At 59.1% G+C, this 24,905-nt stretch carries 24 protein-coding genes; 14 read left to right on the top strand and 10 right to left on the bottom strand.

The genetic code is table 11. The annotated features are described in order from the left end of the window. Positions 1 to 40: 40 nt before the first annotated feature. From ACWNC0_RS15890 to ACWNC0_RS15880, 3 genes are all read right to left on the bottom strand, one after another. Positions 41 to 1,030: a FecR family protein gene (locus ACWNC0_RS15890; RefSeq protein WP_449472980.1), complete on the bottom strand. Its 990-nt coding sequence runs from the start codon at positions 1,028 to 1,030 to the stop codon at positions 41 to 43. After that, a complete protein-coding gene (locus ACWNC0_RS15885; protein WP_449472979.1) occupies positions 1,023 to 1,562 on the bottom strand; it encodes an RNA polymerase sigma factor in 540 nt (179 codons plus the stop codon). The genes ACWNC0_RS15890 and ACWNC0_RS15885 overlap by 8 nt, the downstream gene beginning before the upstream one ends. Positions 1,563 to 1,829: 267 nt before the next feature. Next, on the bottom strand, positions 1,830 to 2,759 hold the full coding sequence (locus ACWNC0_RS15880) for a HEPN domain-containing protein (protein ID WP_449474635.1): 930 nt from the start codon (positions 2,757 to 2,759) through the stop codon (positions 1,830 to 1,832). Between the two features lie 313 nt (positions 2,760 to 3,072). Between ACWNC0_RS15880 and ACWNC0_RS15875 the strand changes: the two genes are divergently transcribed. The 3 genes from ACWNC0_RS15875 to ACWNC0_RS15865 all read left to right on the top strand — a co-directional run bounded on the left by ACWNC0_RS15875 (position 3,073) and on the right by ACWNC0_RS15865 (position 5,729). Further along, positions 3,073 to 3,318 carry a hypothetical protein gene (locus ACWNC0_RS15875; protein ID WP_449472977.1) on the top strand — a complete coding sequence of 82 codons (246 nt, stop codon included), beginning with the start codon at positions 3,073 to 3,075 and terminating at the stop codon, positions 3,316 to 3,318. 298 nt (positions 3,319 to 3,616) lie between these two features. Beyond that, positions 3,617 to 4,531 (top strand): tyrosine-type recombinase/integrase, encoded by a 915-nt coding sequence (locus tag ACWNC0_RS15870; RefSeq protein ID WP_449472976.1) that lies wholly within the window; start codon positions 3,617 to 3,619, stop codon positions 4,529 to 4,531. Positions 4,532 to 4,535: 4 nt separating this feature from the next. Beyond that, positions 4,536 to 5,729 (top strand): IS91 family transposase, encoded by a 1,194-nt coding sequence (locus ACWNC0_RS15865; protein WP_449472974.1) that lies wholly within the window; start codon positions 4,536 to 4,538, stop codon positions 5,727 to 5,729. A gap of 952 nt (positions 5,730 to 6,681) precedes the next feature. On the opposite strand, the gene ACWNC0_RS15860 is transcribed toward ACWNC0_RS15865, so the two are convergent. Together ACWNC0_RS15860 and ACWNC0_RS15855 are read right to left on the bottom strand one after the other, a co-directional pair. Continuing rightward, positions 6,682 to 7,521: an ImmA/IrrE family metallo-endopeptidase gene (locus tag ACWNC0_RS15860; protein WP_449472972.1), complete on the bottom strand. Its 840-nt coding sequence runs from the start codon at positions 7,519 to 7,521 to the stop codon at positions 6,682 to 6,684. A 44-nt stretch (positions 7,522 to 7,565) separates the two neighbouring features. Further along, positions 7,566 to 7,889 (bottom strand): helix-turn-helix domain-containing protein, encoded by a 324-nt coding sequence (locus tag ACWNC0_RS15855; RefSeq protein ID WP_449472970.1) that lies wholly within the window; start codon positions 7,887 to 7,889, stop codon positions 7,566 to 7,568. 123 nt (positions 7,890 to 8,012) lie between these two features. Between ACWNC0_RS15855 and ACWNC0_RS15850 the strand changes: the two genes are divergently transcribed. From ACWNC0_RS15850 to ACWNC0_RS15825, 6 genes are all read left to right on the top strand, one after another. After that, positions 8,013 to 8,246, top strand: coding sequence for a DUF2188 domain-containing protein (locus ACWNC0_RS15850; protein ID WP_449472968.1), 234 nt, complete (start codon positions 8,013 to 8,015; stop codon positions 8,244 to 8,246). A 66-nt stretch (positions 8,247 to 8,312) separates the two neighbouring features. Next, positions 8,313 to 9,503 (top strand): nucleotidyltransferase domain-containing protein, encoded by a 1,191-nt coding sequence (locus tag ACWNC0_RS15845; RefSeq protein WP_449472966.1) that lies wholly within the window; start codon positions 8,313 to 8,315, stop codon positions 9,501 to 9,503. After that, positions 9,500 to 9,961: a hypothetical protein gene (locus ACWNC0_RS15840; protein WP_449472964.1), complete on the top strand. Its 462-nt coding sequence runs from the start codon at positions 9,500 to 9,502 to the stop codon at positions 9,959 to 9,961. Before ACWNC0_RS15845 ends, ACWNC0_RS15840 begins: the two co-directional genes overlap by 4 nt. After that, positions 9,961 to 11,100, top strand: coding sequence for an SAVED domain-containing protein (locus ACWNC0_RS15835; RefSeq protein ID WP_449472963.1), 1,140 nt, complete (start codon positions 9,961 to 9,963; stop codon positions 11,098 to 11,100). Before ACWNC0_RS15840 ends, ACWNC0_RS15835 begins: the two co-directional genes overlap by 1 nt. 259 nt (positions 11,101 to 11,359) lie before the next feature. Further along, complete coding sequence (locus ACWNC0_RS15830; RefSeq protein WP_449472962.1) at positions 11,360 to 11,815, top strand: hypothetical protein; 456 nt, start codon at positions 11,360 to 11,362, stop codon at positions 11,813 to 11,815. Then, a complete protein-coding gene (locus ACWNC0_RS15825; RefSeq protein WP_449472961.1) occupies positions 11,808 to 12,836 on the top strand; it encodes a serine/threonine-protein kinase in 1,029 nt (342 codons plus the stop codon). The genes ACWNC0_RS15830 and ACWNC0_RS15825 overlap by 8 nt, the downstream gene beginning before the upstream one ends. Before the next feature lie 949 nt (positions 12,837 to 13,785). On the opposite strand, the gene ACWNC0_RS15820 is transcribed toward ACWNC0_RS15825, so the two are convergent. From ACWNC0_RS15820 to ACWNC0_RS15800, 5 genes are all read right to left on the bottom strand, one after another. Continuing rightward, on the bottom strand, positions 13,786 to 13,926 hold the full coding sequence (locus ACWNC0_RS15820; RefSeq protein ID WP_449472959.1) for a MucR family transcriptional regulator: 141 nt from the start codon (positions 13,924 to 13,926) through the stop codon (positions 13,786 to 13,788). Positions 13,927 to 14,088: 162 nt separating this feature from the next. Continuing rightward, on the bottom strand, positions 14,089 to 15,261 hold the full coding sequence (locus ACWNC0_RS15815) for an acetyl-CoA C-acetyltransferase (protein ID WP_449472957.1): 1,173 nt from the start codon (positions 15,259 to 15,261) through the stop codon (positions 14,089 to 14,091). Positions 15,262 to 15,780: 519 nt separating this feature from the next. Continuing rightward, positions 15,781 to 16,785, bottom strand: coding sequence for a zinc-dependent alcohol dehydrogenase family protein (locus tag ACWNC0_RS15810; protein ID WP_449472956.1), 1,005 nt, complete (start codon positions 16,783 to 16,785; stop codon positions 15,781 to 15,783). Positions 16,786 to 16,971: 186 nt separating this feature from the next. Continuing rightward, complete coding sequence (locus tag ACWNC0_RS15805) at positions 16,972 to 17,613, bottom strand: CoA transferase subunit B (RefSeq protein WP_449472954.1); 642 nt, start codon at positions 17,611 to 17,613, stop codon at positions 16,972 to 16,974. Beyond that, positions 17,613 to 18,323, bottom strand: a complete 711-nt coding sequence (locus ACWNC0_RS15800; RefSeq protein ID WP_449472952.1) for a CoA transferase subunit A — start codon at positions 18,321 to 18,323, stop codon at positions 17,613 to 17,615. Before ACWNC0_RS15800 ends, ACWNC0_RS15805 begins: the two co-directional genes overlap by 1 nt. Positions 18,324 to 18,848: 525 nt before the next feature. On the opposite strand from ACWNC0_RS15800, the gene ACWNC0_RS15795 reads away from it, so the two are divergent. From ACWNC0_RS15795 to ACWNC0_RS15775, 5 genes are all read left to right on the top strand, one after another. Then, complete coding sequence (locus ACWNC0_RS15795; protein WP_449472950.1) at positions 18,849 to 19,106, top strand: hypothetical protein; 258 nt, start codon at positions 18,849 to 18,851, stop codon at positions 19,104 to 19,106. Positions 19,107 to 21,057: 1,951 nt separating this feature from the next. Further along, a complete protein-coding gene (locus tag ACWNC0_RS15790) occupies positions 21,058 to 21,591 on the top strand; it encodes a helix-turn-helix domain-containing protein (protein ID WP_449472948.1) in 534 nt (177 codons plus the stop codon). A 136-nt stretch (positions 21,592 to 21,727) separates the two neighbouring features. Beyond that, positions 21,728 to 22,873, top strand: a complete 1,146-nt coding sequence (locus ACWNC0_RS15785) for a sulfotransferase family protein (RefSeq protein WP_449472946.1) — start codon at positions 21,728 to 21,730, stop codon at positions 22,871 to 22,873. Further along, positions 22,860 to 24,038, top strand: a complete 1,179-nt coding sequence (locus ACWNC0_RS15780) for a hypothetical protein (RefSeq protein ID WP_449472944.1) — start codon at positions 22,860 to 22,862, stop codon at positions 24,036 to 24,038. Before ACWNC0_RS15785 ends, ACWNC0_RS15780 begins: the two co-directional genes overlap by 14 nt. A gap of 115 nt (positions 24,039 to 24,153) precedes the next feature. After that, a complete protein-coding gene (locus tag ACWNC0_RS15775) occupies positions 24,154 to 24,903 on the top strand; it encodes an SDR family NAD(P)-dependent oxidoreductase (RefSeq protein WP_449472942.1) in 750 nt (249 codons plus the stop codon). Positions 24,904 to 24,905: the final 2 nt, after the last annotated feature.

The following is a 24,905-nucleotide window of genomic DNA, read 5'->3' as shown; positions in this document are numbered from 1 at the left end:
GGAAAAGTGTCGTGTACCTTAGGGGGCAGTGAAAATTTTTTTACGGCGCGAGAAGGATCCCGCCGTCGGATTGCCGCTGGACGTCGAGATCGAGATAACGGGCGAGATTGGTGGCAAGCCGGCTGGCATTATCGATACGGAACCGCCCGGACACCTGAGCTTCACCGAGCGAAGGCTCGGCGAGACGAATTGGATGTGGCGCGTAGCGGTTCGCCATGGCGACGACATCGTACAACCGGGCGGCCTCGAAGGACATCATCCCGGTCGGCCATTGGGCGGCCTGCCTGTCCGCCAGGGCTGGCGAGGGGAGAGGGACGTTCGGATCGAGAGTGAGGCTGTAGCCCGCCTTCAGCAGACCCGGCCTTTCAGGTCCGGCAGAGGTTCGAACGAGAACTTTGCCCTCCAGCAAGGTGACCATGACCTGTCCACCTTGCGCCACCGTGACATCGAACATGGTTCCTGTAGCCGTCACGCTGCTGCCGGCGGCATGTACGACGAACGGACGCCGATCATGGGCGACCGTGAAGCGGACGCGGCCGCTCTGAAGCCAGAACTCCCTCCTCTTGGCAGTGAATGCGACCTGGAGACCGGTTGCCGTATCAAGCGTGACCACTGAACCATCCGGCAGGGGACGTCGCGCGACGGCACCCCGCGGATTGTTCAGGGTGAGCCGTATGGCTTGCGTCGAGGCTGATTTGCTCGCATCGAGACTGCCGCCAGCCGGCGACCACAGGCGCCAGATCAGGAGGAGGGCCGCGGCGAGCAGCAGACCGGTAAGGGCGAGAACGGCCACGCCATGTCGAGGCTGAGCGCTTCGCCTTGAACCCCAGCGGGAGGAGTGCACCAGCAGGCGGGCGTCGTGAAAGCGAGCGGCGGCCTTGTTGTAGGCCCCGCGATGGCGTGGGTCGGCAGCCAGCCAGGCCTCGAATTCGCGTCTGAACCGATCAGCGTCCGGCCGCTGCATGCGCGCGACCCAGATCGCTGCCGCGTCGTGCACGACCTCATCTTCTGGCGATATAGGCTCAGCCATGCGCGTCGAAGCGCCGATTGATATGCGCGATTGCGCGCATCATGTGATATTCAACCGTCCCCATGCTGAGCCCTGTGGATGCCTGGATTTGCTTGTACGTGAGGCCATCCCTGCGGCTCAACAGGAAGATCTCCCGGCTGCGCGGCGAAAGCGTTGACAGAGCCGCTTCGTAGAGCTCCAGCAATTGCCGGGCCTCCATTTCGGCTTCCTGCGATGGGGCGACGGCGAGGCCGACGTCTTCGTGCAGCGGCTCGTGACTCCAACCCCGAGATGCTTTCTCCTGATGACGATCGAGGAGGAGGTTCCGCGCCACCCGCTGCAGATAGGCTGCCGGACGACGGATCTGGGCAAGGCTGGGAAGGCGCGCAATGCGGGCGAAGCTTTCCTGCAGCAGATCGGAGGCAGCATCGGCATCACCGGTTGTCCGCCGAAAAAAGGAGAGCAGGCGAGGGGCTTCCTCGCGGAATAGTGCGTCCAGTTGGGACCGGACCGGCCGCTGCGAGGCAGGGGCGTTGTCGCGGCGGCTGCTCATGGCAGCCTCGAGGGATCAGCGGTGAAACAACTTGGCATGGGAGGCGTCCACGCGGCACACCGAATGCCCAGCAAAGCCGGACCCTCAGTTCAGCGATGGTCGCCGCCGTCCAGCGCGGTCTGCGCCTTATCCCGATACGGCCACCCGTCCGACCAGGACAGGTGCGAATGATGGCTGGCAGGGATGAACCCGCATTCGCTTGCCAGTAAGTACGAATGCGCCGTCAAGGCTGCCAATTTAGGAGAAGGAAGGCAAGAGCAGAAAAAACTAGCCTGCCAGACGTACGTCAGCCTCCAGGGCGGCCAGACGCTCGGTACAGACGCTATGCACTACCCGGCCGAGCTCCTCGATCTGCGAAGCCAGCCACTCGAGCTGTTCCTCTGTGACACGATAATGCTTGGAATAGCGGGCCTTCACATAGGCTTCCTTGAGCTTTTCGAACATTGCCCGGTCACGCCGCGTGTCTGATGGCCAGACATAAGCGAGGCGTCGATCAACACGCTCAGCCTGCGTACGCAGGAAGCCAAGATTGTGCACATGGGGCGTGTAAAATGTGCAGACTAGAAGAACGCAGTGATACAAAAATTCGGTCGCTTGATGGAGGTCGAAGGCGGCCGGTTTGAGATAGCCTTGCTTAATCGAGAACTTCGCAACCTCGTAACGTTGCATGGCGGTAGGAAACCATTCGTCATAATATTCCTGCGCCATCGCGAGCGCCTGCTGCGGCGTCTTCGGCTGTGGCTTGTGGAGGTCGGTCCCGTCAGCGTCATACAAAGCGATACCGTCGCGCGCCACGTCCATGAAGAAGTAGCGTCCGTGGGCGAGGCCGTCGTTCACTTCCTGGAGGGTATGAACGATGAAGTTGACGGGTGTCCTCAGCGCCCTTGTAACCATGATTTCCAGGTTGAGGCGCTGATCGAGCTTGGACCAGTAAGTAACCCGGTCAGTCAGGCGCTGATCGTTCACGATGATCAGGAGATCATAGTCCGATTGGTAGCCCTTGGCGGTATGTGGTTCATCCACCCAGCCACCGCGCGCATAGCTCCCGTACAGTATTACCTTGAGGATGCGGCCCTTCTTTTTCCAATCATGCCGGGCGAGCGAAAGGGCATCTTCGAATTCCTCGAAGATGATCTGCCTTATCCTTTCGAGCTCCCGCTGCTTATGGGAGGGTAAATGGTCCAGATCGGTCCGCATCAAAGAATCGTACCATTGCAGGTGCTTGCTTGCACCCCATAATTCGTAAGGCGGCTGGCACCCTGAAGCTTGCCCATTGAATCTGAGGGTATTTGCATTCCGCCGAACAGCGTGGGCATCGACTAAAAATGGGGCTTTCTGATCGGTCTGCTTCGGAGAAGGCAACTGGCTATAGCTGCCATTAAAAGGCAACTTCGAGCTTCTCATACGCGCCATTGCCAGACGGTAGGCAGCCGTTCTCGGGGCTCAGGCTTGCCGAGGAAACATGACAAGACTATGCTATGTATTCCGCAACGATTGCGAGTACGTGCGAATGCAAGGTATGGGTGAAGGCAGTTGTCCGTTCACGTTCAACACAGAGCCTGCAAGCTTTGCTGTTGGCGATATGGTCAGCTATCGAGTCGATGGTAGCCTTGAAGGCTTTCCGTTCGCAGGTACGCTGATGGAAGTTTATGACGACTATGTGATTGTCGCCAGTGATCCCGAAGATAAGAGCACTTGGCTACGTGCAACCCGGGAAAGCCGACCAAAAGTAAGAGAGGCAGATTTGCCTTCCTGAGATCAGAATATTTGGCTTTCTAAGCCATAACCGAAAAGCCGACAGCCTCCCGTTCACTCATCTCCGCGATTTCGTGAGAGTGAACGAAGCGATGAGTTGCCCTTGGTGCTCCCGGGTCGGTTTTGCTCCAAATCCGGTACCAGGACGGCCGTCGGCTAATGGGACTTGTACGAACCCGCTGACGCGGGATGGGCACCTGGATTGAAAGTCCCATTGATGATCTGAGAATGGCGCTACAGTTGAGCGCTGCTCGGGGTAGGCAGAGCATCACGACTCCTTTCAACCAAGGAGCCGAACGATGAGCAGCTATCTTTCCCAAGTTCCCGCCACCTCACTGCGCCAGCGTATGATCGACGACATGAACATGCGTCGGTACGCGAGGGAGACGCAGCGCAACTATGCTCGCGATGTTGCGCGGTTTGCAACCTACCTGGGGCGGCCGCCAGATACCGCGACAGCTGAAGATCTGCGGCAGTTCCAGATCGATCAGCGGGCTTCGGGCATTGGCGTTCCGACCATGAACAGCATCGTCGCGGCGTTGCGCTTCTTCTTCACGCACACGCTCGATCGACCTGACCTTTCCCGCAAGCTATTTACGGTCAAGCATCCACGGGCCTTGCCCGTCGTCCTCAGCCCCGATGAGGTTGCACGTCTGCTCGACGCAACCACCTGCCTCAAGCATCAGGCCGCGCTATCCGTTGCTTACGGCGCAGGCCTGCGCGTCGCCGAGGTGGCGATGCTCAAGGTTCGTGACATCGACAGCGAGCGGATGTTGCTCCGGGTAGAGCGCGGCAAAGGCGGGCAATATCGCAATGCGATCCTCCCGGCCGATCTGCTCATCCTGTTACGCGAGTGGTGGAAGGTCGGACGACAGCAGGGTGTGATGCACGCCGATGGCTGGCTGTTTCCCGGACAGCATGAGATGAAGCCGATCAGCACGCGCCATCTCCATCGGATCGTCGTTGAAGCCGCGCATGCGGCCGGCATCACCAAGAAGGTCGGGCCCCACACTTTGCGGCATAGCTTTGCCACGCATTTGCTGGAGGACGGCGTCAACATCCGCGTCATCCAGGCATTGCTGGGACACGCAAAGCTGGAGACCACGGCATTTTATACCAAGGTTGCGACCCGGACTGCGCGCGCCGTCATCAGTCCGCTCGACAAGCTGGCTTTGCTCCCGGCGCCACAGGCACAGGTCTCGCCGGACGGTTGAGCCGTTGCGCGCCGGCCATGAGGTCGCCGACATCTTCCGTGCGGTTGGACCGGCCTATCGTGCCGCCCATGCCGGGCATCTGAGCCTCACACAGCTCAAGGTGATGACGGCGATCGAGAACTGTCGCACCGCTGCCCTGGGCGGTCATGTCGAAGCCTGCGAGGACTGCGGGCATTGGCGGATCGCATATACCAGCTGTCGGAACCGGCACTGCCCCAAGTGCCAGGGTGCAGCCGCGCGCACCTGGCTGGCGGAGCGCGAGGCCGATCTGCTGCCCGTCGGCTACTTCCATGTCGTCTTCACGCTACCCGCGGAGATCGCCGACATCGCCTTCCACAACAAAGCGCTGCTCTACGACCTGCTGTTCCGAACTGCCTCGGAGACGATGCTGACGATCGCAGCCGACACCAGGCATCTTGGCGCCCGCATCGGCATCACTGCGGTGCTCCACACGTGGGGTTCGGCGATGACCCACCATCCACATGTGCATATGATCGTGCCGGGCGGTGGCATCGCGCCAGGCGGGACACGGTGGATATCGTCGCGCCTCGCGTTCCTACTGCCCGTGCGGGTTCTGGGCGCGCTGTTCCGTCGGCTGTACCTCACCCGGCTGATCCAGTTGCACCATGCCGGCAAGCTCGCCTTCTTCGGATCACTTGCTCCGCTCGCTGAACGACGGGCCTTCCTACGTCATATCGCTCCCGTCCGAAAGAAGCGCTGGGTGGTCTATGCCAAACCACCCTTCGCCGGACCGGAGGCGGTGCTCGCCTATCTGTCGCGTTACACTCACCGCGTTGCCATATCGAACCGGCGCCTCCTGGCCTTTGACGGCGCCAGCGTTACCCTTGGCTATAAGGACTATCGCAAGGACGGCGCCAATCGCCAGCGCGTCATGACGCTTGCAGCCGATGAGTTTATCCGCCGATTCCTGCTCCACGTCCTGCCGCGTGGCTTCCACCGCATCCGGCATTATGGCCTGCTCGCCAGCTCTGCCCGCAAGAACAACCTCGCCCTCGCCCGCCAACTGCTCGATGTCGCGACCGAACCCGAGGAGCACAGTGCCGAAGATCCGGCCGATCCGCGCCCGCCATGCCCATGCTGCGGCGGTCACATGGTCATCATCGAGACCTTCGAGCGGTGGCGGCAGCCTCGCGCTCCACCGATGGCGACTCTACCTGCCCGGGAGCTTGTGTCATGACCCGGCATGACTCATCCGTAATCTCCCCCGCGAGACCGCCCTCGCGGGACACGATCATCCTTGTGCGTGTCGGCATCTCCGACGGGAAAGGACGATTAAAACCAGGCGAAACGCGGCGTCTGGCTGTTCCGGATCACCATCGGAATGACCTGACAATGGACAGATCCCTATGCCCCGTGATCGCCTCAGCGGCATACAGGCTGCACCGAAAACCGAAATCCCCATAACTCATCGCTGGCGGCACCGCGGGTCGTACATGTCAGGCTTTCGTACGCCTGACGGCGCCCGAAACTCTTCGACTTTCTGCTCGGTCGGCTCCGGAGCAGCGCCAACCAGATAACGGACAAATCCCGCCGATAGGGTAATGTCCGCTTTGCGCCCTTCTTTCCCTTCGACCCCGCTCTTGCCCGCCTCAAAAATCGCCTTTCAAAGGTCCGGCGAAGCATCGAGCGCTGACAACCGTTGGCTACATTGATAAGCGAACGATCAAGCGACAGGCGAGTTCGCCGCCAGACCACTGAATGGCGAAGGCTTCGCTGATTTCTTTCCAATTTCCCTCAGGCTTGCCGCCGCCGTGATTGGTGCCGAGGCAAGAGCATTCACAGAGATCGCGTTTGGCGTTCCAACAGGATTCCGCGCAAATCTCCGCCCGATTAAGCGGCTGAACGACATACACTCGACCATATCGCGTAACGCAGCGGCGAATGAGCGGTCCGAACCAGGCCATAGGAACTTCCCAATGGGTCTTGCCGGTTTTAGGGCTGCGGACGCTTTTGGGATTGATCCTGCCGCACGCCTGAAGCCAGGCGCGATTGTCGACCGCATATGGGAGACGCACAAATAGGGGCGGCTCCTTGTGCGGTCGAAGGAGAACGGGGATGCGTTGCTGGCCCCAGATTTCACCAATTCGGCGGGTCGCGCCTTCCTGAATTCTCGGTGCGCGAGCCATACTCTAGCCACGCTGCATCAAATCAAAAGTATCGGGCTCTTCTTCTGAATCGTCCCAAGGACGCCAGACGGCGTCGCCGAGATGGACGAGCGATATCGTGAAATCATAGTGGTCGGATACAAGCGCGACTTCGGTTGAGGGTTCGCCGAACCAGGCCCTGTCATGTTCGGCGACCAGTTTCCCTCCGCCAAAGCCTGCGGTTGCCGCGAGCGAGGCCGTCGGCACCTCGATAGGTGCCCGATTCACCGTTCGATAAAAGGCACCCGTCTTGAGCGCGCTTTTACTGGAGCGTGCCCAGAGGATGAACCCGTCACGCGAAACAACGAGTACCGACCGGCGTTCGGCATATTCGACCCAGCGCAACGTTGCCGCAATCAGCGATACCCCGTAGCGTTCGCCACAGGCAGCGAGATCATCGAGTGTAGGCCGCGCCTTTGCTGGAATTTGGGTTCGGAAATCGTTCAATGGCATTAGCAGCCCCGCAGCGAAGCAATTCGCTTGCTGCTCGATCTCGCGATATGCGGCGTCCCATCGCACAATGTCCTGCTGGCCGCACTCTATACCATCAGGATGTTCTAAGCGGTGCAACAGATAGTGACCGAATTCATGGGCGAGAGTAAAATTGATCCGGCCTTTGGAAGCAATCGCGTCGTTGTAAATGATTCCCCAACCTGATTTGCCGGTAGGAGCCCGATAAAGAGCGCCGTCAAATTCTCCGAGGCTTGCGCCTTTCACCAGGGTAATCGCATCTTTGGAGAACCGGTGCGCGCTGAAGTCGCGAGCGATTACCGGCACATCGACTGGAAACCGCCCTAAGCCATCCGCATAGACCTGATCCAGCATCCGCGTTAGGTCCGCCGCCCAACGATTAGCGGACGACGGAGGGGTCACTCGTCATCACCCCACAACTGGACCATCTGTCGGATCTTAGCTTTGGTCGGCTCATCCATCTTTTGATAGCTGCGGTAGAAATGGGCGTCGGCAGCCTTTTCCTGGGAAGTTTCTCCCTGAAGCAGGAATTCTATGGTGGTCCCGAGCTTGTCAGCGATCTTCGCTAGCTTCTCGGCGGAAGGTCGAGGTGGGCTTTTGTTCTCCAGCTCCCAAATGTAGCTTTTGCTCGACCCGCTTTGCTCAGCGAGCCGATCAAGCGTCAGACCCTTCTCCTTGCGCAGATTGCGAATGCGGTCGCCGAGGGGGTTCGCGGATGTCATTTTTCTCCGGGTCAGGTTATGTTCGGACTAGGCGTACTTTAGCACCTTGACAAGCAAACAGCAAATATCCAGTTTGTTCGGAGTAGCGATATAAGTTGTATCGCCTTTTTTCAGGAAGTCGTAATGGCCAAAGGACCGAAGTCTCATCATGTGGTACCGAACCCAGCTGGGGGCTGGGATGTGAAGCGCGGCGGAGGGGAGCGCGCGAGCGGCCACTTCGACACGAAGGCACAGGCAGTCGACCGCGGGCGCGAAATAAGCCGCAACCAAGGCACTGAACTGCGCATCCACAATCGGGATGGTCGCATCGCTAGCAGCGATAGCCACGGTAACGACCCGAATCCGCCGCGCGGCTGAACCATAAAATCGGATCCGGCTGCGCGGGGCCGTTTCCCAAGCAGACTCGGCCCTTGGAGATTATCAATGTTGCTTGATCATGCAGGGTTCGACCGCAAAGCGCGGATTGTAACCATCCTTGACGAAATGATGGGAGGCTTGGAAATCAGTCCTTACCAGCGCGAACTTGCACAGCAGCGCTATGAGGCTGCTGGTCGATGGCTTGCCTCCAGCGGCGTGTCGATGCTGCGGGATCTCTACATCTATCTCCAGGGCTCGACCGCGCTCGGGACAACCGTCAAGCCGATCGGGCACAACGAGCACGACGTCGATCTTGTCGCCCATCGTCCATCCTGTGAGGCAGTCGAACCAGCTGTTCTCAAAAAGGCGATTGGCGACCGTCTGCGTGAGAATGGCCATTACGCTCCACTGCTCGAGGAGATGCCGCGCTGCTGGCGCCTGGTCTATGCCAATGAATTTCACATGGATATCACGCCCGCGATACCCAATGCGCAGTGTTCAAACGGCGGCGAGTTGGTGCCGGACAAGGCGCTTCGCTGCTGGAAAGCTTCTAACCCCAAAGGCTACAAGCGTGAGTTTGAGCGCCGTGCCGCGCTCAAGCCTCAGTTCCGGTTGAACAAGTCCCTCCAGTTCGACGCCAAGCGGGCCGACGCGAATGTCGAACCCTATCCGGTCGCTACAGGCTTCAAGGGTGTGCTTCGCCGAATGGTGCAGATCGGCAAGCGGCACCGGGACATCCACTTCGTCGATTTGGATCCGTGCTTGGCACCGATCTCGGTCATCATCACTACTCTGGCGGCTTGGTCCTATGAGTATTGCGTTGCCGCGAAGGTGTATGAGTTGGAACTTGATCTCGCCTGTGAAGTCGTTCGCCACATGCCGGCCTTCATCGAAGAGCGCCGAGTTGACGGCCAGCCCCAGTGGTTCATCTGGAACGACACGACGGCCGGAGAGAACTTCGCAGAGAAATGGAATAAGCACCCCGAACGAGCGGAAGCGTTTTTCTCCTGGCATCGACGACTGTCGGCCGATCTTGATGCCCTGAACGAAATCGAGGGGATGGACAGGCTCAACAAGGGGCTTCGCGACGCGTTTGGTGCCGCCCCGGTCGATAATGTATTTGGGCGCATCAACGAAGAGGTGGCGACGGCCCGGCGAACTGGCTTGCTCGGCCTCGCACCCACCGCCGGCCTCAGCGTCGCGGCCACGTCCGTGCCGGTTCGCGCCAATACCTTCTTTGGCGCGCCACTGCGGTGATCCCGAACGCCCCTCGTCTGCTCACAGCTGCCCAGCAGTTCGCGCATCTGCGCCGTAATCCCACGTGTGCAGGCGAGGGCTCGCTGCATGCCGGCGGCCTGATCTGGCATTTCTCGATGCGGCCGACACCGCTCAGCCGAAACTACCGGGTGAGGCTTGAATATCGCCAAGGATTGGTGCCTCGCGTCTTTGTCGAAGACCCGGACCTAGTCCTCCTGGCTGACGGGCGCTCGATTCCGCATGTCTATTCACAAAAGCCGACCCGCCTTTGTCTCTACTTACCCCGGACGTTCGAATGGCAAGACTGGATGCGGCTCGATGAGACGGTCGTACCTTGGATCGCGTTGTGGCTCTTCTATTTTGAGGAGTGGCTAATCTCCGACGACTGGAAAGGTGGAGGTGAGCATCCCGAGGTTGGAGCCCGCCGGCGTCGCCGGTCTTTTGGAAGGCGCGAATGATGGCTCGTACAAAGGGCGTTTCTCCTCGGGTTCGCAACGCGATTTGGGCGCGTGCAGCAGGGCGCTGCATGTTTCCAGGCTGCAATCAGGACCTGACCGGCGATCTGATCACGGGCCTGGAGGATCGCAATTTTGGATTCATCGCGCACATCGTGGCAGATATTCCGGGCGGCCCCCGTGGCGATCCTGTCCGGTCTCCGGCGTTATGCAATGACCCAAGCAATCTAATGCTTCTGTGCGGCGTTCATCACAAGGTGATCGACGTAGATCAAGTAGGTGATTTCCCAGAATCTAGACTCCTCGCCATCAAGGCTGACCACGAACGTCGAAATGCAATCGCTACTGACATCGATGGTGATCGCGCATCTCATGTACTGCGATATGCCGCCAATATAGGTCAGCACGAATCGCCCGTCGCTTATGAGCAAATGAGCATAGCGATGCTCCCGGATCGCTATCCCGCAACTGGCCGACAGACGCTCGACCTGGAAATGCTCGGCTGCGCCATCCAGGATCATGAGCTGGCCTATTGGGCTTTCCACCGCGAGAACCTCGGACGCCAATTTGCAACCAAGGTCCGCGGCCGCATAGAGTCGCGCGAAGTCCGACACCTGTCAGTGTTCGGCTTGGCACCTCAGCCGCTATTGATTGAACTAGGCCGGCTCCTCGGCGATATTGTTGCGACGGATGTTCGTCAGCTTCACCGCGAGCCGAAAGGTTGGCGATGGGCTGAGGACGGGGCCCCTCTAGAATTCATCGTGCATGAGCCGCAGGCCGCTACGAATGGTCAGATCGCCTTAAAGCTTGCGGTTAGCGCGCCCGTAAATGAGGCGCGCATCCGTGATGTTCTCGGTGCGGACGCGGAGATTTGGTCGCTCTCGATTCCCGAACCGGGAAATGATGTTGTAAGGCGACCAGAAGACCTGGCTGCATTTCGAAAGGTCATGCGCGGTGTATACCGAGACATTAAGGTTCGTTACGGCGAAGGTAAGATGATCAATGTATTTCCGGTGCTTCCTGTTTCGCTGGCAGTCGAAACCGGACGGGTATGGATGCCGAAGGCAGATCTGGCGCTGAAGCTCTTTGACGAAGTGAGGGGTCGCGGTTTCGTCGAGACTTTCACTATTGGGGAACGATAACCGCCTGCGTCGCGTGCGACCCGTTGCGGCCGACAAAAGTCGCAATCGCTCCAATTTCCAATCTGTCGGTGTGCGAGGCAGGCTTTCGCATCACTCGCCGGAAATCGGCCAGTCCGCAACGGTTCAACGCTTGTGCGCTCGATCGCCTTACAAGATATCCGATGCCGGTTAAGTTATTTCAATAGCGAAATTATAAGGTCGTATGTAGACGAATAGCTGTGCAGCCGAGATCGGCTAGGAGCTCTGGGAGACAGTGCGCATGATTACGATCGGCATCCGCGCGCAGCCGAATGGACTCACCTTCGCAATATTCGACAGCGATGCACAGGAAGTTCTCAACGTCGAGGATATCAAAATTCCAAGTGCCTTCACGGTTCCGGAGGGACTGAAATATCTCCGCAGCAATCTGTTGGACGTGCTGCGCGAGTATTCAGTGGCGCAGGCCGGCGTCCGGGTGACCGAGCCCAATGCGCAGGGCATGAGCGTCGAGCGCATCCAGATCGAAGGCGTCGTGCAGGAGGCTTTCGCGAGCAGCACGGTCTACGCCTACTATGTTGGGCAAATTTCCTCGATTAGCGCTCGGCTCGGCATGGAACGGACCGAGTTTAAGCTCTTGACGACAGGGGTAAAGGATCTCGGGATAGAGAACTGGTCGCAGCATTCTAGCATTGAGCGGGAAGCGATCCTTTGTGCTATGGGGGCGGTCCATGCTTAATCCGTATGACGTTGGTCAAGTCTCCTTCAAGAAAATCACCGAGATTGGTCAAGATGGAAAAAACTCCAAGACGTTCACGGCCCACGACCTCCAGTTGAACGCCGAAATCGTGATCAAGCAAATCGCAAAAGCGAGCCTCGCTTCTGCCCACGACTTTTTCAACGAGTCACGTGCGCTGTATGCAAGCACTCATCCGAATGTGGTCCAGCTCCACTATGCGTGCCAAGACGCATCGTACGTTTTCATCGCCATGCCCTTTTACTCGAAGGGCTCAGTTAAGCCTCTAATTTCACAGAAAGCGCATCTGACTGTGCGCAGGATCGTCACGCTGGCCTGCCAAACCCTTAGCGGTCTGCACAACATTCACTCAAAGGGACTTATTCATTTCGACGTGAAGCCGGACAATATCCTGCTTTCCGACCGAGGCGACGCGATGCTGTCGGACTTCGGTTTGGCGAAGCAGATGACGGGAGGTGTGGCGCATCCTGGCAAGTTCTATACTCCCATGGTTCCGCCCGAGGTGCTAGCCGGCCATTCCGCATTCGATTTGACATACGACGTCTACCAGATGGGACTAACGCTCTATCGGATGTGCGTTGGCAATGAGGAGTTCAACCGGCAGTTTCGACGCTATACCGATAAGGATGCATTTATTGCGGATGTGATGGGCGGAAAGTTTCCTGATCGGAAGGCTTTCCCCCCACATGTGCCGTCGCGACTGCGCTCAGTGATTAAGAAGTGTCTCAAGGTTAACCCGACAGAGCGATATCGGAGCGCCGTTGAGGCGGCAAACGCGCTGGCCCTGATTGATGGCCCTGAGCTGGATTGGCAGTTGACAGAGAACAACGGAGTACGCATTTGGGAAAAGAACGAAAAAGGAACAAACATCAGGCTTGAGGTTGATGCAACGGGTAACGCTACATGTTCAAAGAAGTCTGCTGCGGGCACTGAGCGACGTGTCAAGGCTATGTGCCGTACCGTGACTGACAGTGATATTCGTACGTTCTTGGGTGACACGTGATGGCCAAAATTAGGAATGACCGGAGCCTGTACATTCGCCGATCAAACCTTGTAGAAGGTTCGTTGGTTAACCCCTCAGACCGCCACAGGATGCCGGATCCTAAGCGGGCAAAGGAGATCGCTTCCAGGCTCGCTTCGCTCAAGCGAGGCTTTGTGAGTTTTTGATTCGCGTGGCCTGCGCAACGATTTATTGCGTTGTAGCGGCGTCAGAGGCGAGATGGGCCGAAGTCTGTTTTCCGTCACTCCATTGCCTTCAGCGGGCGGCTCACGGCCCAGATCCGCTGTTCGATTAACAGTTGCGCGCCCGATGAGCGGATGGAGACTTTCGACTCCTAACTGTCCAGAAGCAGTAAGGCCGCTAGCGGCTCGTTTCAGCCATTTGTCGGGCGCCCATTAATGTCCGGTGTCGGAGTTTTGAAACCGTAGGCTGAACGGCTACCAAGGGTCGGAGAAGCTCCGCGGTGGTGAAAAGCCTCAATAACCTGCCGCAGTTGTTCGCTTGGGCAAACCTGGTTGCTTCATGTCAAATGTCGGAATTCCGCATCCGCGCAGAAAATCGAAGCTGCTTTCATAAAAGGCGTACGCATCCGATAGCGACCGCCTTACGATAGGGGAGCAGTCGCGCGAGTTAGCGGCAGGGCAAGCATCGTAGTTTGCACTGCCGCTAGCGACTGGACGGTTGGGTCAGGCGGCCGCTATCGGATGCGTACGACATTGGCTTGGAGTTTGTTTTTGCCGTTGTCGGATCCTTGGGCATAGCTGGCGTTCTCGCCCTAGCTACGGAGGAAGGGGCATCGATGGTGTTTGCTGACTGATCATCCTTCGGCCCTCGAAGCGATAAGCGCTTGCGTGCGACTGTCTTCGCCTTGGCCGTGCCCTTGGCTGCTGTTTTCTTTGCAGAAGCCTGGTAAATTGGCTCCTCGGCGCTGGCCCTCCGGCCTGGGCGACGGTTACCGCAACAGGCTTGCCATTGCATCAAATGCCGACTTTCGGCCCAGCCCACGCTTTTGGGCCACAGCGCGTCGGGCTTCGGAATAGCTGGGCGCAACCATCGGATAGGATGCGGGCAGATTATAGCGCGCACTCTTCACCCCCGAAGAATGCGCAAACTACTTCACCGCTACAGGAAATGAGCCACAGTGATCAGATTCCGCTCTAGATCAATGAAGCTATCATTTGTTCGATGGAACACTAAATCATACTAGCCGCCGATCCATGGGAGCGGCGGCCGTGTTTGTGAAGGGAAGCTTAGCTCAGCGTTCGATGCACATGGCGACACCCATGCCGCCGCCGATACAGAGGGTGGCGAGGCCCTTCTTCGCGTCTCGCTTCTGCATTTCATAGAGCAGGGTCGTCAACACGCGGGCACCCGATGCGCCGATCGGATGCCCGATCGCGATCGCGCCGCCGTTCACATTCACCTTCTCCGGGTCCCAGCCAAGTTCCTGCCCAACAGCAAGCGCCTGAGCGGCGAAAGCTTCATTGGCTTCGATCAGGTCGAGGTCGGCGAGCGACCAGCCTGCCTTCGCTAGGGCGTTGCGCGACGCGGGGGCGGGGCCGATACCCATGATCGCAGGATCGACGCCGCAGGTCGCAAAGCCAGCGATGCGCCCAAGCACCGGCGCGTTACGCTGAGCCGCATCTGCTGCCGTCATGAGGACCAGCGCGGCCGCACCATCGTTGATGCCGCTCGCGTTCCCCGCTGTCACGGTTCCATCCTTCTTGAAGGCCGGGCGTAGGCCCTGCATCGCCTCCAGCGTCGCGCCTGCCCGAATATATTCATCGGCATCGACCACCGTGTCGCCCTTGCGGCCCTTAATCGTGACGGGGACGATCTCATCCTTGAAGCGGCCCGATGCACGCGCAGCCTCCGCCTTGTTTTGGCTGGCGACGGCGAACTGGTCCTGCGCATCGCGGCTGATCTGATATTTCTCCGCCAGATTTTCGGCGGTGACCCCCATGTGGTAGTTGTTGAACGCGTCGGTCAGGCCGTCATGCGTCATCGTATCGACCAGGGAGATCGGCCCCATCTTAGCGCCGCCACGCAGATATTGGGCGTGCGGCGCAAGCGACATGCTTTCCTGCCCGCCTGCCACCATGATGCGTGCGTCCCCGGCCTTGATCGCTTGAGCCGCCAGCGCGACGGCGCGTAGTCCCGACCCACACAGCTGATTGAGGCCGATCGCCGTCCGCTCGACCGGAATGCCCGCATTGACCGCCGCCTGGCGCGCGGGATTTTGTCCTTGGGCTGCCGTCAGGACCTGCCCCAATATGACTTCATCGACCTCGTCAGGCGAGACCCCGGCCTGCGCCAGCGCCGCCACGATCGCGGTACGGCCGAGTTCATGCGCGGGTGTGGACCCGAACGCGCCCATGAAGCTGCCGACTGCGGTGCGCTTGGCAGCGGTGATGACGATGTCTGACAATGTCCTGATCCTCACGTTCAATGATGTTTGTTTTAGCAGGTGCACATACCATTGCGCTCTGCAGCTGCAACGCCGATTTGGTATCATTTACACGGCGAATATTGGTCCAGCCGCCGATAATGATGCGGATGGACGATCGGCGAATCTTCCACTTTCCGCCGTTCTTGGCTCCTCTGAGCAGCTCATATAGTTGGTGAAGTGGAGTAGGTCAGTAAGCTCGATCCTTCTTCGATGCGCTTCATCAATCCTAAAAATGCTCGCATTTGCGGGATAATATTTCGGCGGACAGTCGGCGCGGTGTTCGTTGCGCAATTTTTCGAGGAGCATGGTCGATGTGCGCGGGCTGCGGCGCCTGAGGCATTTCTCCTGCGGGAACTGGGCGGGGTTGGGATTACTGAGGATCTCAGTTGGCCCACTACAGCCACTGCTGCGAAGCTGTCTCTAACGTGTCGGTACAGATTCAGACGCAAATGGGGTGTGTCATTCGGTTGGAGCGAGCGCTGGCTAGCGTCCGGGGACTTAAATTTGCACTACGATCTTCCCAAAATGTTGGCCAGATTCTTGGTAGCGGAACGCGTCGGCAAGCGCTTCCAGCGGAAACTGCCGATCGATTACCGGCTTGATTCCCAACGTTTCGATCGCGGATATCATGTCGAGCTGCGATCGCCGCGTTCCTACGGTGATCCCGGTCATTCGCAATTGCTTGCTCATGAAAACGGCGGTTGGCATAGGGCCTCTCCCTCCCGACAGAACACCGATCTGCGCAATGTGAGCGCCACTGCGCGCGGCTGCAATTGACTGAGGAAGCGTGCCGGATCCGCCAACCTCGACGACATGATCCACTCCTCCGCCTGACAGTCGTCGGACGCTATCGCCCCATGTGATTTCCTCCCGGTAGTTAAGGACGTGATCCGCGCCCATTGCTTTGAGTCGTTCCAGCTTCTGAGGCGAGGAGGAAGTCGCGACCACCCGCGCGCCGATCGCCTTCGCGAACTGCAGCGCAAATATTGACACACCGCCTGTGCCCTGCACCAATACCCAATCCCCCGGCTTGATTTGGCCCTCCACGACGATCGCACGCCATGCAGTGAGCGCAGCGCAGGGCAGCGTAGCAGCCTGTTCATGCGTGTAGCCTGCAGGACTCCGCGTGAAAGCGACGGCTGGTGCGCATACCATCTCGCACGCGAAGCCATCGATACCGTCACCAGGCACCTGCTCCATGCCGTTGCTAATCACCTTGCCATCTAGCCAGTCCCGAAAGAATGTGGAGATCACCATGTCGCCGACTTTATGCTCAGTGACGCCGTCGCCGACCGCGATCACCTCACCTGCACCGTCTGACATCGGAATTCGGCCAGCTGCGGTTGGTATCAGCCCGCTGGCGACAGCAAAGTCGTGGTAGTTGAGTGAACTGGCCCGGATCCGCACAAGGATCTCGTCGGCGCGGGCACACCTGGGCTCTGGTCCCTCGTGAACTTCCAGTGTTTCGAGCCCGCCTGGGCCTCGCTTGCGAACGATCTTCATCAAACTTTCCTAAGCAAGCTGTTTGCGAGCCGCCGCTCTTGCCTGCCGCTTCTCAGGCCACCCTACACGCATGGTCTCGTACTCCGTAACTCCAGCCGGTTTCTGGCCAAGGGCGTGCATTGCCGCCGAGGCTCTTGTGAGAGGAACCCGTCAACCTCTACCAACCGTTGAGCTGTTGGAGTGTGCTTATCCATTCCAATTGATGTGAGCCGTAGTCTTAGCGGCGACTTCCTCCGCCGTCACGCCCGGCGCGAGTTCGATGAGCTTGAAGGGGCTGTCATGGTCCGGCCGCTGGAACACGCAAAGGTCGGTGACGATCATGTCCACCACATTCCTGCCCGTCAGCGGCAGGGTGCAGGCCGGAATGAACTTGGGATCGCCATTTTTGGAGGTGTGTTCCATGACGACGATGATCTTCTTGACGCCCGCGACCAGGTCCATCGCGCCGCCCATGCCCTTGATCATCTTGCCTGGGATCATCCAGTTGGCGATGTCGCCATTTTCCGCGACTTCCATCGCGCCAAGCACGGTCAAGTCGATATGCCCGCCACGGATCATGGCGAAGCTGTCGGCGCTGGAGAAATAGACGGTATTCGGCAGTTCGCTGATCGTCTGCTTACCCGCATTGATGAGGTCGGCATCCTCCTCGCCCTCATAGGGGAAGGGGCCGATGCTGAGCATGCCGTTTTCCGACTGCAGCGTGACTTCCACCCCGGCCGGGATATGGTTCGCCACCAGCGTCGGAATACCGATCCCAAGGTTCACGTAGAAGCCGTCCTTCAGCTCCTTCGCCGCCCGCGCGGCCATCTCGTCACGAGTCCAGGGCATCAGGCGGTCTCCCTCTGGCGCACAGTGCGGAATTCGATCTTCTTGTCATAGGGCGCGCCGACGATCATGCGCTTCACATAAATGCCGGGCAGATGGATGCTGTCGGGGTCCAGGCTGCCGACCCGCATCACCTCCTCCACCTCTGCCACGCAGATTTTCGCGGCGGTCGCCATCGGCGCGTTGAAGTTTCGCGCGGTCTTGCGGAAGATCAGGTTGCCGCTCTCGTCAGCCTTCCACCCCTTGATGATGGACAGATCGGCGAAGATGCCGCGCTCCAATATATATTCCTGCCCGTCGACGACCTTGACCTCCTTGCCTTCCGCCACGGCCGTGCCCACGCCCGTCTTGGTGTAGAAGCCCGGAATGCCCGCCCCGCCAGCGCGGCAGCGTTCGGCGAGCGTGCCTTGAGGCGAAAACTCCACCTCCAGTTCGCCGCTCAGATATTGCCGCTCGAACTCCTTGTTCTCGCCGACATAGGAGGAGATCATCTTCTTCACCTGCCGGGTGCGCAGCAGCTTGCCCAGCCCCTCGCCGTCGATACCGGCATTGTTCGAAGCGATGGTCAGGTCCTTGACGCCTGAATCGCGGATGGCGTCGATCAGCCGTTCAGGAATACCGCACAGGCCGAAACCACCCGCGCAAAGGTGCATGCCGTCGAAAAGAAGGCCCTCCAACGCAGATGCAGCATCGGGATAGAGCTTCTTCACCATGATTTTTGGATCCTCCGCGCTAGGACGTTGGTAAGTATTTGCGAGATCTGCCTTTCGAACAGCGCGATCTCGTAACCGCAATAATTTAAGGGTGCTCATCTGCTAATCTGACACGACCAGCACCTGGTTATGAGGAGCTCTATCCTTCAAGCATCCCGATCATGCGCGCTGATCGTCAGCAAGGTCGAACTGGGTCATCATCTCTCAGCCCTGCTATGCGGGCGTGCTTTCAAACGGCACGGCGGGTCTATAGATTCGCCAGAGGCTTTATGCGCCTTTGGGGGCGCGGAGTGTCGCAAACTCCCGACGCATCATCATCCTCATTGTCGGATGATGAACGCGCTGCTGCCCGACGCACTGCCATCGGGCGGCGCTCCGTCACAGATTTGACCTTCGTCTAGAACTTCACGCTTTCCATGCCGTGCTGGTTGCACTCCATAAACTGACGCACGATGGCATGGCTGAACGCGATAATGCATTCAACAGCTCATTTTTGCATATACGGTCTGCACTTTTGCAGCATCCATGAATGTTCGCCTGGGTGATTTGCGCCTGTTCCTGGCCGTGGCACGGCAGATAGTGCCTGCGGCTCCTTCGGTCGGAATGGGTGCGACAATCATTTCGCGACCGCTGTATCGACTGGCGCAGACGCTCGACGCAGCATTGTTTGAACAGATTGGCATGGAACGCCTCGTTACCCATCGAGGCACGTCGCTGTTCCGGCATGCAGAATGCATCGAAGGCACAGCGCTGGCCGTAGTTGAGGTCAAGGGCGAACGGTAGAGCCTAAGCGGTCATGTACGGATTTCTGTGGCGGAGGAGTCAGGACGTGGCTACGCGCGCCTGGCGCTTTCCATGCTCAGCGTCCAGGCATTCGCCTGATGTCGTGAGGGCGTCCGGGATTCCCCAATCCCATCGAAGCGTGAAGCCGCCATGGCCGTGATGCTCAGCCGGCCGCAACGCGGCAACCTGTCCGTGCAGCGGCTTCGCCTGCATCTTTATGCTTCCCTAGAACATGTGGAACGCAGCAGGCACCTGCCAGCTCGCCACAATCTGTGAAACCATGTCCTGATTGGCTGAGTGCCCGATTTTCCACATGCGCGCCTGAACTGGACAATCTTGACGAGGTCTTGGGGGCGCCGAAGCAGTATTATGGAAGCAGCATCGGGATACAACGTCTCTGGTGCTCGACGTCGCAGGTGTCGGCGTGCTCCGGGATTTCAAGCCTGCAGATGATCCAGGCTTGGTCAGGACCCATATCGTGCTATTGGGGGACCCTAAGCATATCTCTTGGCGACACCGGAGGCTTATACTCAGTAGCCGCGCTACTAAGTTGCATCGTCCGCGTTGCCGGATTACTCTACACCTTGATCCAATTGGGACGTATAGGAGAGTATCATGAAGTGGTTCATGAGTTTTCTTGCGCGTCTTTGCGAGAGTTTCGCTGCTGCTGCGGACCCGGATCCTACGGGATTATCGCGCACCCAAACGGGCAGCAAAAACGAATGAAATATCAAACTGAAAATTGATTTGAAGTTCGACATGTATTGAACATGATTTTACCTAGTTCCTACGCGATTTTTCTTCTCGTCGTAAGAGTATAGATTGGAGGGATATGCCATTTTTGTGCTTATAGCAGATAAAACCCTATTCAATCTCCGATTTTCATCTCCGTCATCCGACAGTTTCTTGTTGATCTCATAGGGGTGAATAGCGAACGCTATGCTCCTGTGCAGTGTGGGGTCGAGCGACTCGGTTCTTTCGTGGGTCCCGCATTGAAAGAGTTAATGAACTCAAGATGCTCCATCAATTAAAGGCGGAGCAAGGAACGGACCTTGGCGCTGAATGTCGCAAACGGCGACGAGAATAGGCTAGGTCCGTTGGCGTGAAAACGCAACAAATCGCCGGATCACATGGGCATCTGATAGCTCCATCAGGCTCTTTGCATAGCTTCATGGACATGGTGTCGATCGAACCCCGCTGGCTTGATGAGATCCTACATCCGCAACACAGTCGCCGGTTCGCGACTCCAGGCGAGGAAACAATGTCACAGCCACATTTGGGCTCGTTTCGATCAGCTTTACTGAGGCGAAGGAAATCTAAGCCCACCAGCGGGTCAACCAGCGCAACCGGTGGAGCAGGTCAGTTCTTGTCGGTGCAGCCGTTGGAGCGGAGCATTCATCATTCGCTTGAGGTCTCCCTACAATGACGGACATATTTTGGTTGGGTTGATGGCCTTGCTATTCATATAAGCCATGTGTGTGAACACAGCTAATATTGTTGTAATCGGGGGAATCCTACGCCCATCGCTGTCGCCACATAGTTAGTGGTGAGACTTGGAATTTCAGGAAAAGGAAGTGAGGACAAGGCAGATATGTCGCAAGGACTTTATCGTGATACCGATCGTTCTGGAACCGCAAATCTGGACTTCGTATTCCCGCAGGAATTGGAGACGTCTCTCGATGCTGCCCGTCCTGCCGCAGGCGCCCGTTTCGAAGTTCGGAGGTTTTTTTGGCGTGACCGGAGCGACATCGCTTTCACGCCGCCGTGTAGCTACTTCGAAATGACCCGATTCCCCTCTGTTGGCCGTTATCTCGCTTCTGCGTGTGACTATCGCGAGCAAGGTGAAGTGCGCTTTTATGCGGGCGCGCGTCCGTTCCAAATGCATTGGCAGGAACGCGAGCAAAGATCGCTATTTTGCCGAATAGATATCCCCGCGATTACCGGATTGCCGATGGAACTTTCCGATCAGCAACTGCGAGAGACGATAGACGTGCGCATTCCCCACGTAACGGCACTGCTTCTAAGGGCGCAGCAGGAACTGGTGACGCCAGGGATGTGTTCGCAACTCGTTCTAGATTCGATCAGCGTTGGCCTGGCAGCCGAAATGATGCAAAGATTCGCTCCAGAAGCGCAAGCCCAATTCACCAGTCGCCGGGCGTTCGACCAATGCTATCTAGCCGGCCTTGTCACACATATCCGGGAGCAGCCCGGCAAAGTCGAGATCGGGCAGTTGGCGGCCGAACGCGGTATCAGCGTCCGCCATTATGAACGCCTTTTCCACGCAGCGACGGGCGAAAGCCCGGCGGCGTTTTGTCGCCGTCATACGCTGGCTTTAGCCAAGGACCTGTTGATGGACCGATCGCTTCTGGTCAAGGAAATCGCCTATCGCTGCGGCTTTGCGAACACGGCAAGCTTCAGTGTGGCCTTCCGGCAGATGGAGGGGTGCTCGCCGCAGCAGTTCCGTGACCGGCTTTCGATCCACTGATCGCCCGTCCCAGTAGCCGCAATTTCCGACATCTGTTTTCGTGAGGCGACATCGGAGCCGCCGACGCTTTTCATCCGCGTCCAGAAAAGCCACCCTGCTTAGAACGGTCATCAGACTGGATTGAGAGAGGATGGCGATGACATTTCAATTTCCGGCCGCGGACGCGCTACTGGCGCAATATCCGCTGCCCGATTATTTACGGGACAATGTGCGGCCGGGGCTGGAGCAACTGCTCGCTTCGATGGCGGAAGACCGGGCACTTAACGCCAATGGCCATGCCCGGGCGCTGCATATCATCGCCGATGACTTGTCCCGGCTGAAGGCGATCGCGGACGACCGGGCGCGTTATCCCGACATTGCCGATGTCGAAATCAGGCAGCCGCTTTTCATCCTCGGCCTCCCCCGATGCGGCACCAGTTTCCTGCATGCCCTGATGGAAGGCGACCCGCAGGTTCGCACGCCGCTGATGTGGGAAGTGGCAGAGCCATCGCCCCCGCCCGAAGCCGCAACCGCCGATACGGACCCGCGCATCGCCCGCTTCGATGAGCATCTGCGCGCGCAACTCGGCGGTGATGCCGACGAATTGCTCAAAGCCCATCCGCTCGGCGCTAAAATCCCGCAGGAATGCGGATCGTTCATGACGACCTCGTTTCAGAGCAGCAATCCGTGCATGTTCCAGCATCTTCCGCGCTTCTACGACTGGTTCAAGGGAATAGACGCGACCTTTCGCTACGAGGTCCATAAGATGTGGCTTCAGCATCTGGGCTGGCGGCATCCCGGCAGGCATTGGGTGCTCAAGATTCAGGAGCATATGTATAAACTCCCGGCGCTGCGTCACGTCTATCCCGATGCGATCTTCATCCAGCCGCATCGCGACCCGACCACCGTCATCGCCTCCATCTCCCAACTGGTCAGCGTCATCCGTGGGCCATCATACGACCAACTCGACCTGCATGCGCTGGGCGCCGAATTCCTGCAACTCTGGTGGGACGGGGTGAAGTGCTGCATGGACTATCGCAAGGCGCATCCGGACCTGCCGATTTACGACATGCGCTACAAGGATCTCGTTGCCGACCCGGTTTCGACCATCCGGGCCGCCTATCACCATTTCGGCTGGGATTTCACGCCAGACTCGGAAAAAGGCATTCTGGGCTGGCTGCGGGAGAATCCGGCGGGCAAACATGGGCCGCGCAGCTACACGCTGGCCGATTATGGCCTGACCGCCGAACAGGTGAGCGACAGGTTCGCCGAATATATCGAGACTTACCGTGCCTATCTCTGAAACCTCTCCATGGCGCACGTGGCTGGAGCGGATGGCGCGGGCGGAAAGCGTGCTGGACAGGCTGGCCGATCCCGGCGACCCACAGGCCCGGGCTGAGGTCCATCGGCTGTTCTTCGCTATCCTCGCCACCGGCTACCAGACGGCATTCGCCGATCCGGATCATCCCGATTTCGTGCCGTCGGTCAGCAGTGTGCTGAACACGGTCGGGGTCAATCCCGACTTCATCTATGGCGCGGCGCGGATCGACGGCAGCGGCGTTTACAGGTTGTCCGGCACGCGCGGGGACGGGGTTTTCGTGTTTCTCGATCTGGTCGCGGGCGGTCTGGGACCGATGGAGGATCTGGGGCCTTCGGTGGGCATGATCGATCTGGATGCCTGCACATTGGCCCCCGACGGAGTGTTCGACATCCTGTTGGGCGGCGAGCGGCCGGAGGGGCATGCGGGCGACTGGTTTCCGCTCGACCCGCGCGCGGTCACCATCGGCCTGCGCCATGCCTATTATGACTGGGGCGCGGGGCGCGATCTGCGCATCGCAATAGAACGGGTGGACCGGCGCGTCGGTGGCGGTCCGGTGCCCGCGGCCGAGATCGCCCATCGGCTCGATCGCCTGTCGGCCTTCGTCGAACGCTATGCCGCATTTGCGCTGGGCTATGGCCAGCGGCAGCGGGCGCAGGGCTTCGTCAACAGGCTGGAATATGACGACTGGGCCGGTCGCGGCGGCGTTGCCGGGCAGCATTATTATCAGGGCATCTTCCGGTTGGAGCCGGGGGAGGCGATGATCATTGACACGGCAGTGCCCGATCAGGTGCGCTACTGGAACGTGCAGCTCAACGATCCGTTGTGGAACACGATCGACTGGATCAACCATCAGAGCAGCCTCAACGCAGCGCAGGCGCGGCTCGACGGCGATGGCCGCTTCCGCGCCGTCATCGCACTGGACGATCCGGGCGTGCCCAACTGGCTGGATCCGGCAGGCCGCAACGAAGGGTCGCTGATGTTGCGCTGGACCGGCGCGAGTTCCGGGCCGGAGCCGACGCTCAGGATCGTGCCCGCCGCAGAGCTTCGGTCGCATCTTCCCGGCGACACGCCACTGGTCACGCCGGAGCAGCGGGACGAGACGATCCGTCACCGCCGGCGTGGCGCGCAATGGCGACGGCGCTGGTGACGGAATCTACCCCATCCGGCGAAAGGTTGGACGCGTCGTAATCACCGATATGCCTGGCGTTCAGCGCGGCATTTTTTTGATCCCGCTGACGACCCGTTTTGGAAAGAGTATGCGGATGGACTTTGCAGGCAAGGTCGTACTGGTCACCGGCGCCGGGTCGGGCCTGGGCCGGGCGACGAGTTTAGCCTTCGCGCGGGAAGGTGCGGTACTTTGCCTTGTCGGGCGCAGCCGGGCCAAGCTCGAAGAGACCGGGCGATTGATCCACGACGCGGGGGGGCGATGTGTCGAACTGGCTTGCGATCTTGGCGAGCCGGGCGGTTGTAGGGAGGTGATCGAAGGGGCGATGAAGGCATTCGGCCGGCTGGACGTTCTGTGCAATATCGCCGCCGATGTCATGTTTCACCGCTTGTCCGACATCAAGGAGGAGGAATGGCACCGGACCATTGCCTCCAACCTGTCCGGTCCCTTCTTTCTCATGCAGGCGGCCATGCCGCACCTGATCGAGAGCAGGGGCAACATCATCTGTGTGGCCTCGACTGCCGGTTTCATGGGGCAGGCTTATCTGGCGCCCTATACTGCCTCGAAATTCGGCTTGGTCGGTTTGACGCTGTCGCTCGCGATGGAGATGATGAACAGTCCCGTGCGGATCAACATCCTCTCGCCCGGCCCCATGCGGACGGAAATGACGCAGGGCATGTCCTTCCCCGAGTTCGCCGATCCGCAACTGCTCGCACGCTACACAGGCATGCGGCCGCCCTGTCTGCCCGAGGATGTGGCGGAGCCGCTTCTGTTCCTCGCGTCCGATCGCGCGCGCCATGTGCATGGCGCGTGCTGGGCGGTCGACGGCGGCATTACCGCCGGCTAGGC

Source organism: Sphingobium chungangianum, assembly GCF_977014255.1.
Note: the sequence above shows the minus strand (reverse complement) of the source record. Positions and strands in the feature narration are given on the sequence as shown.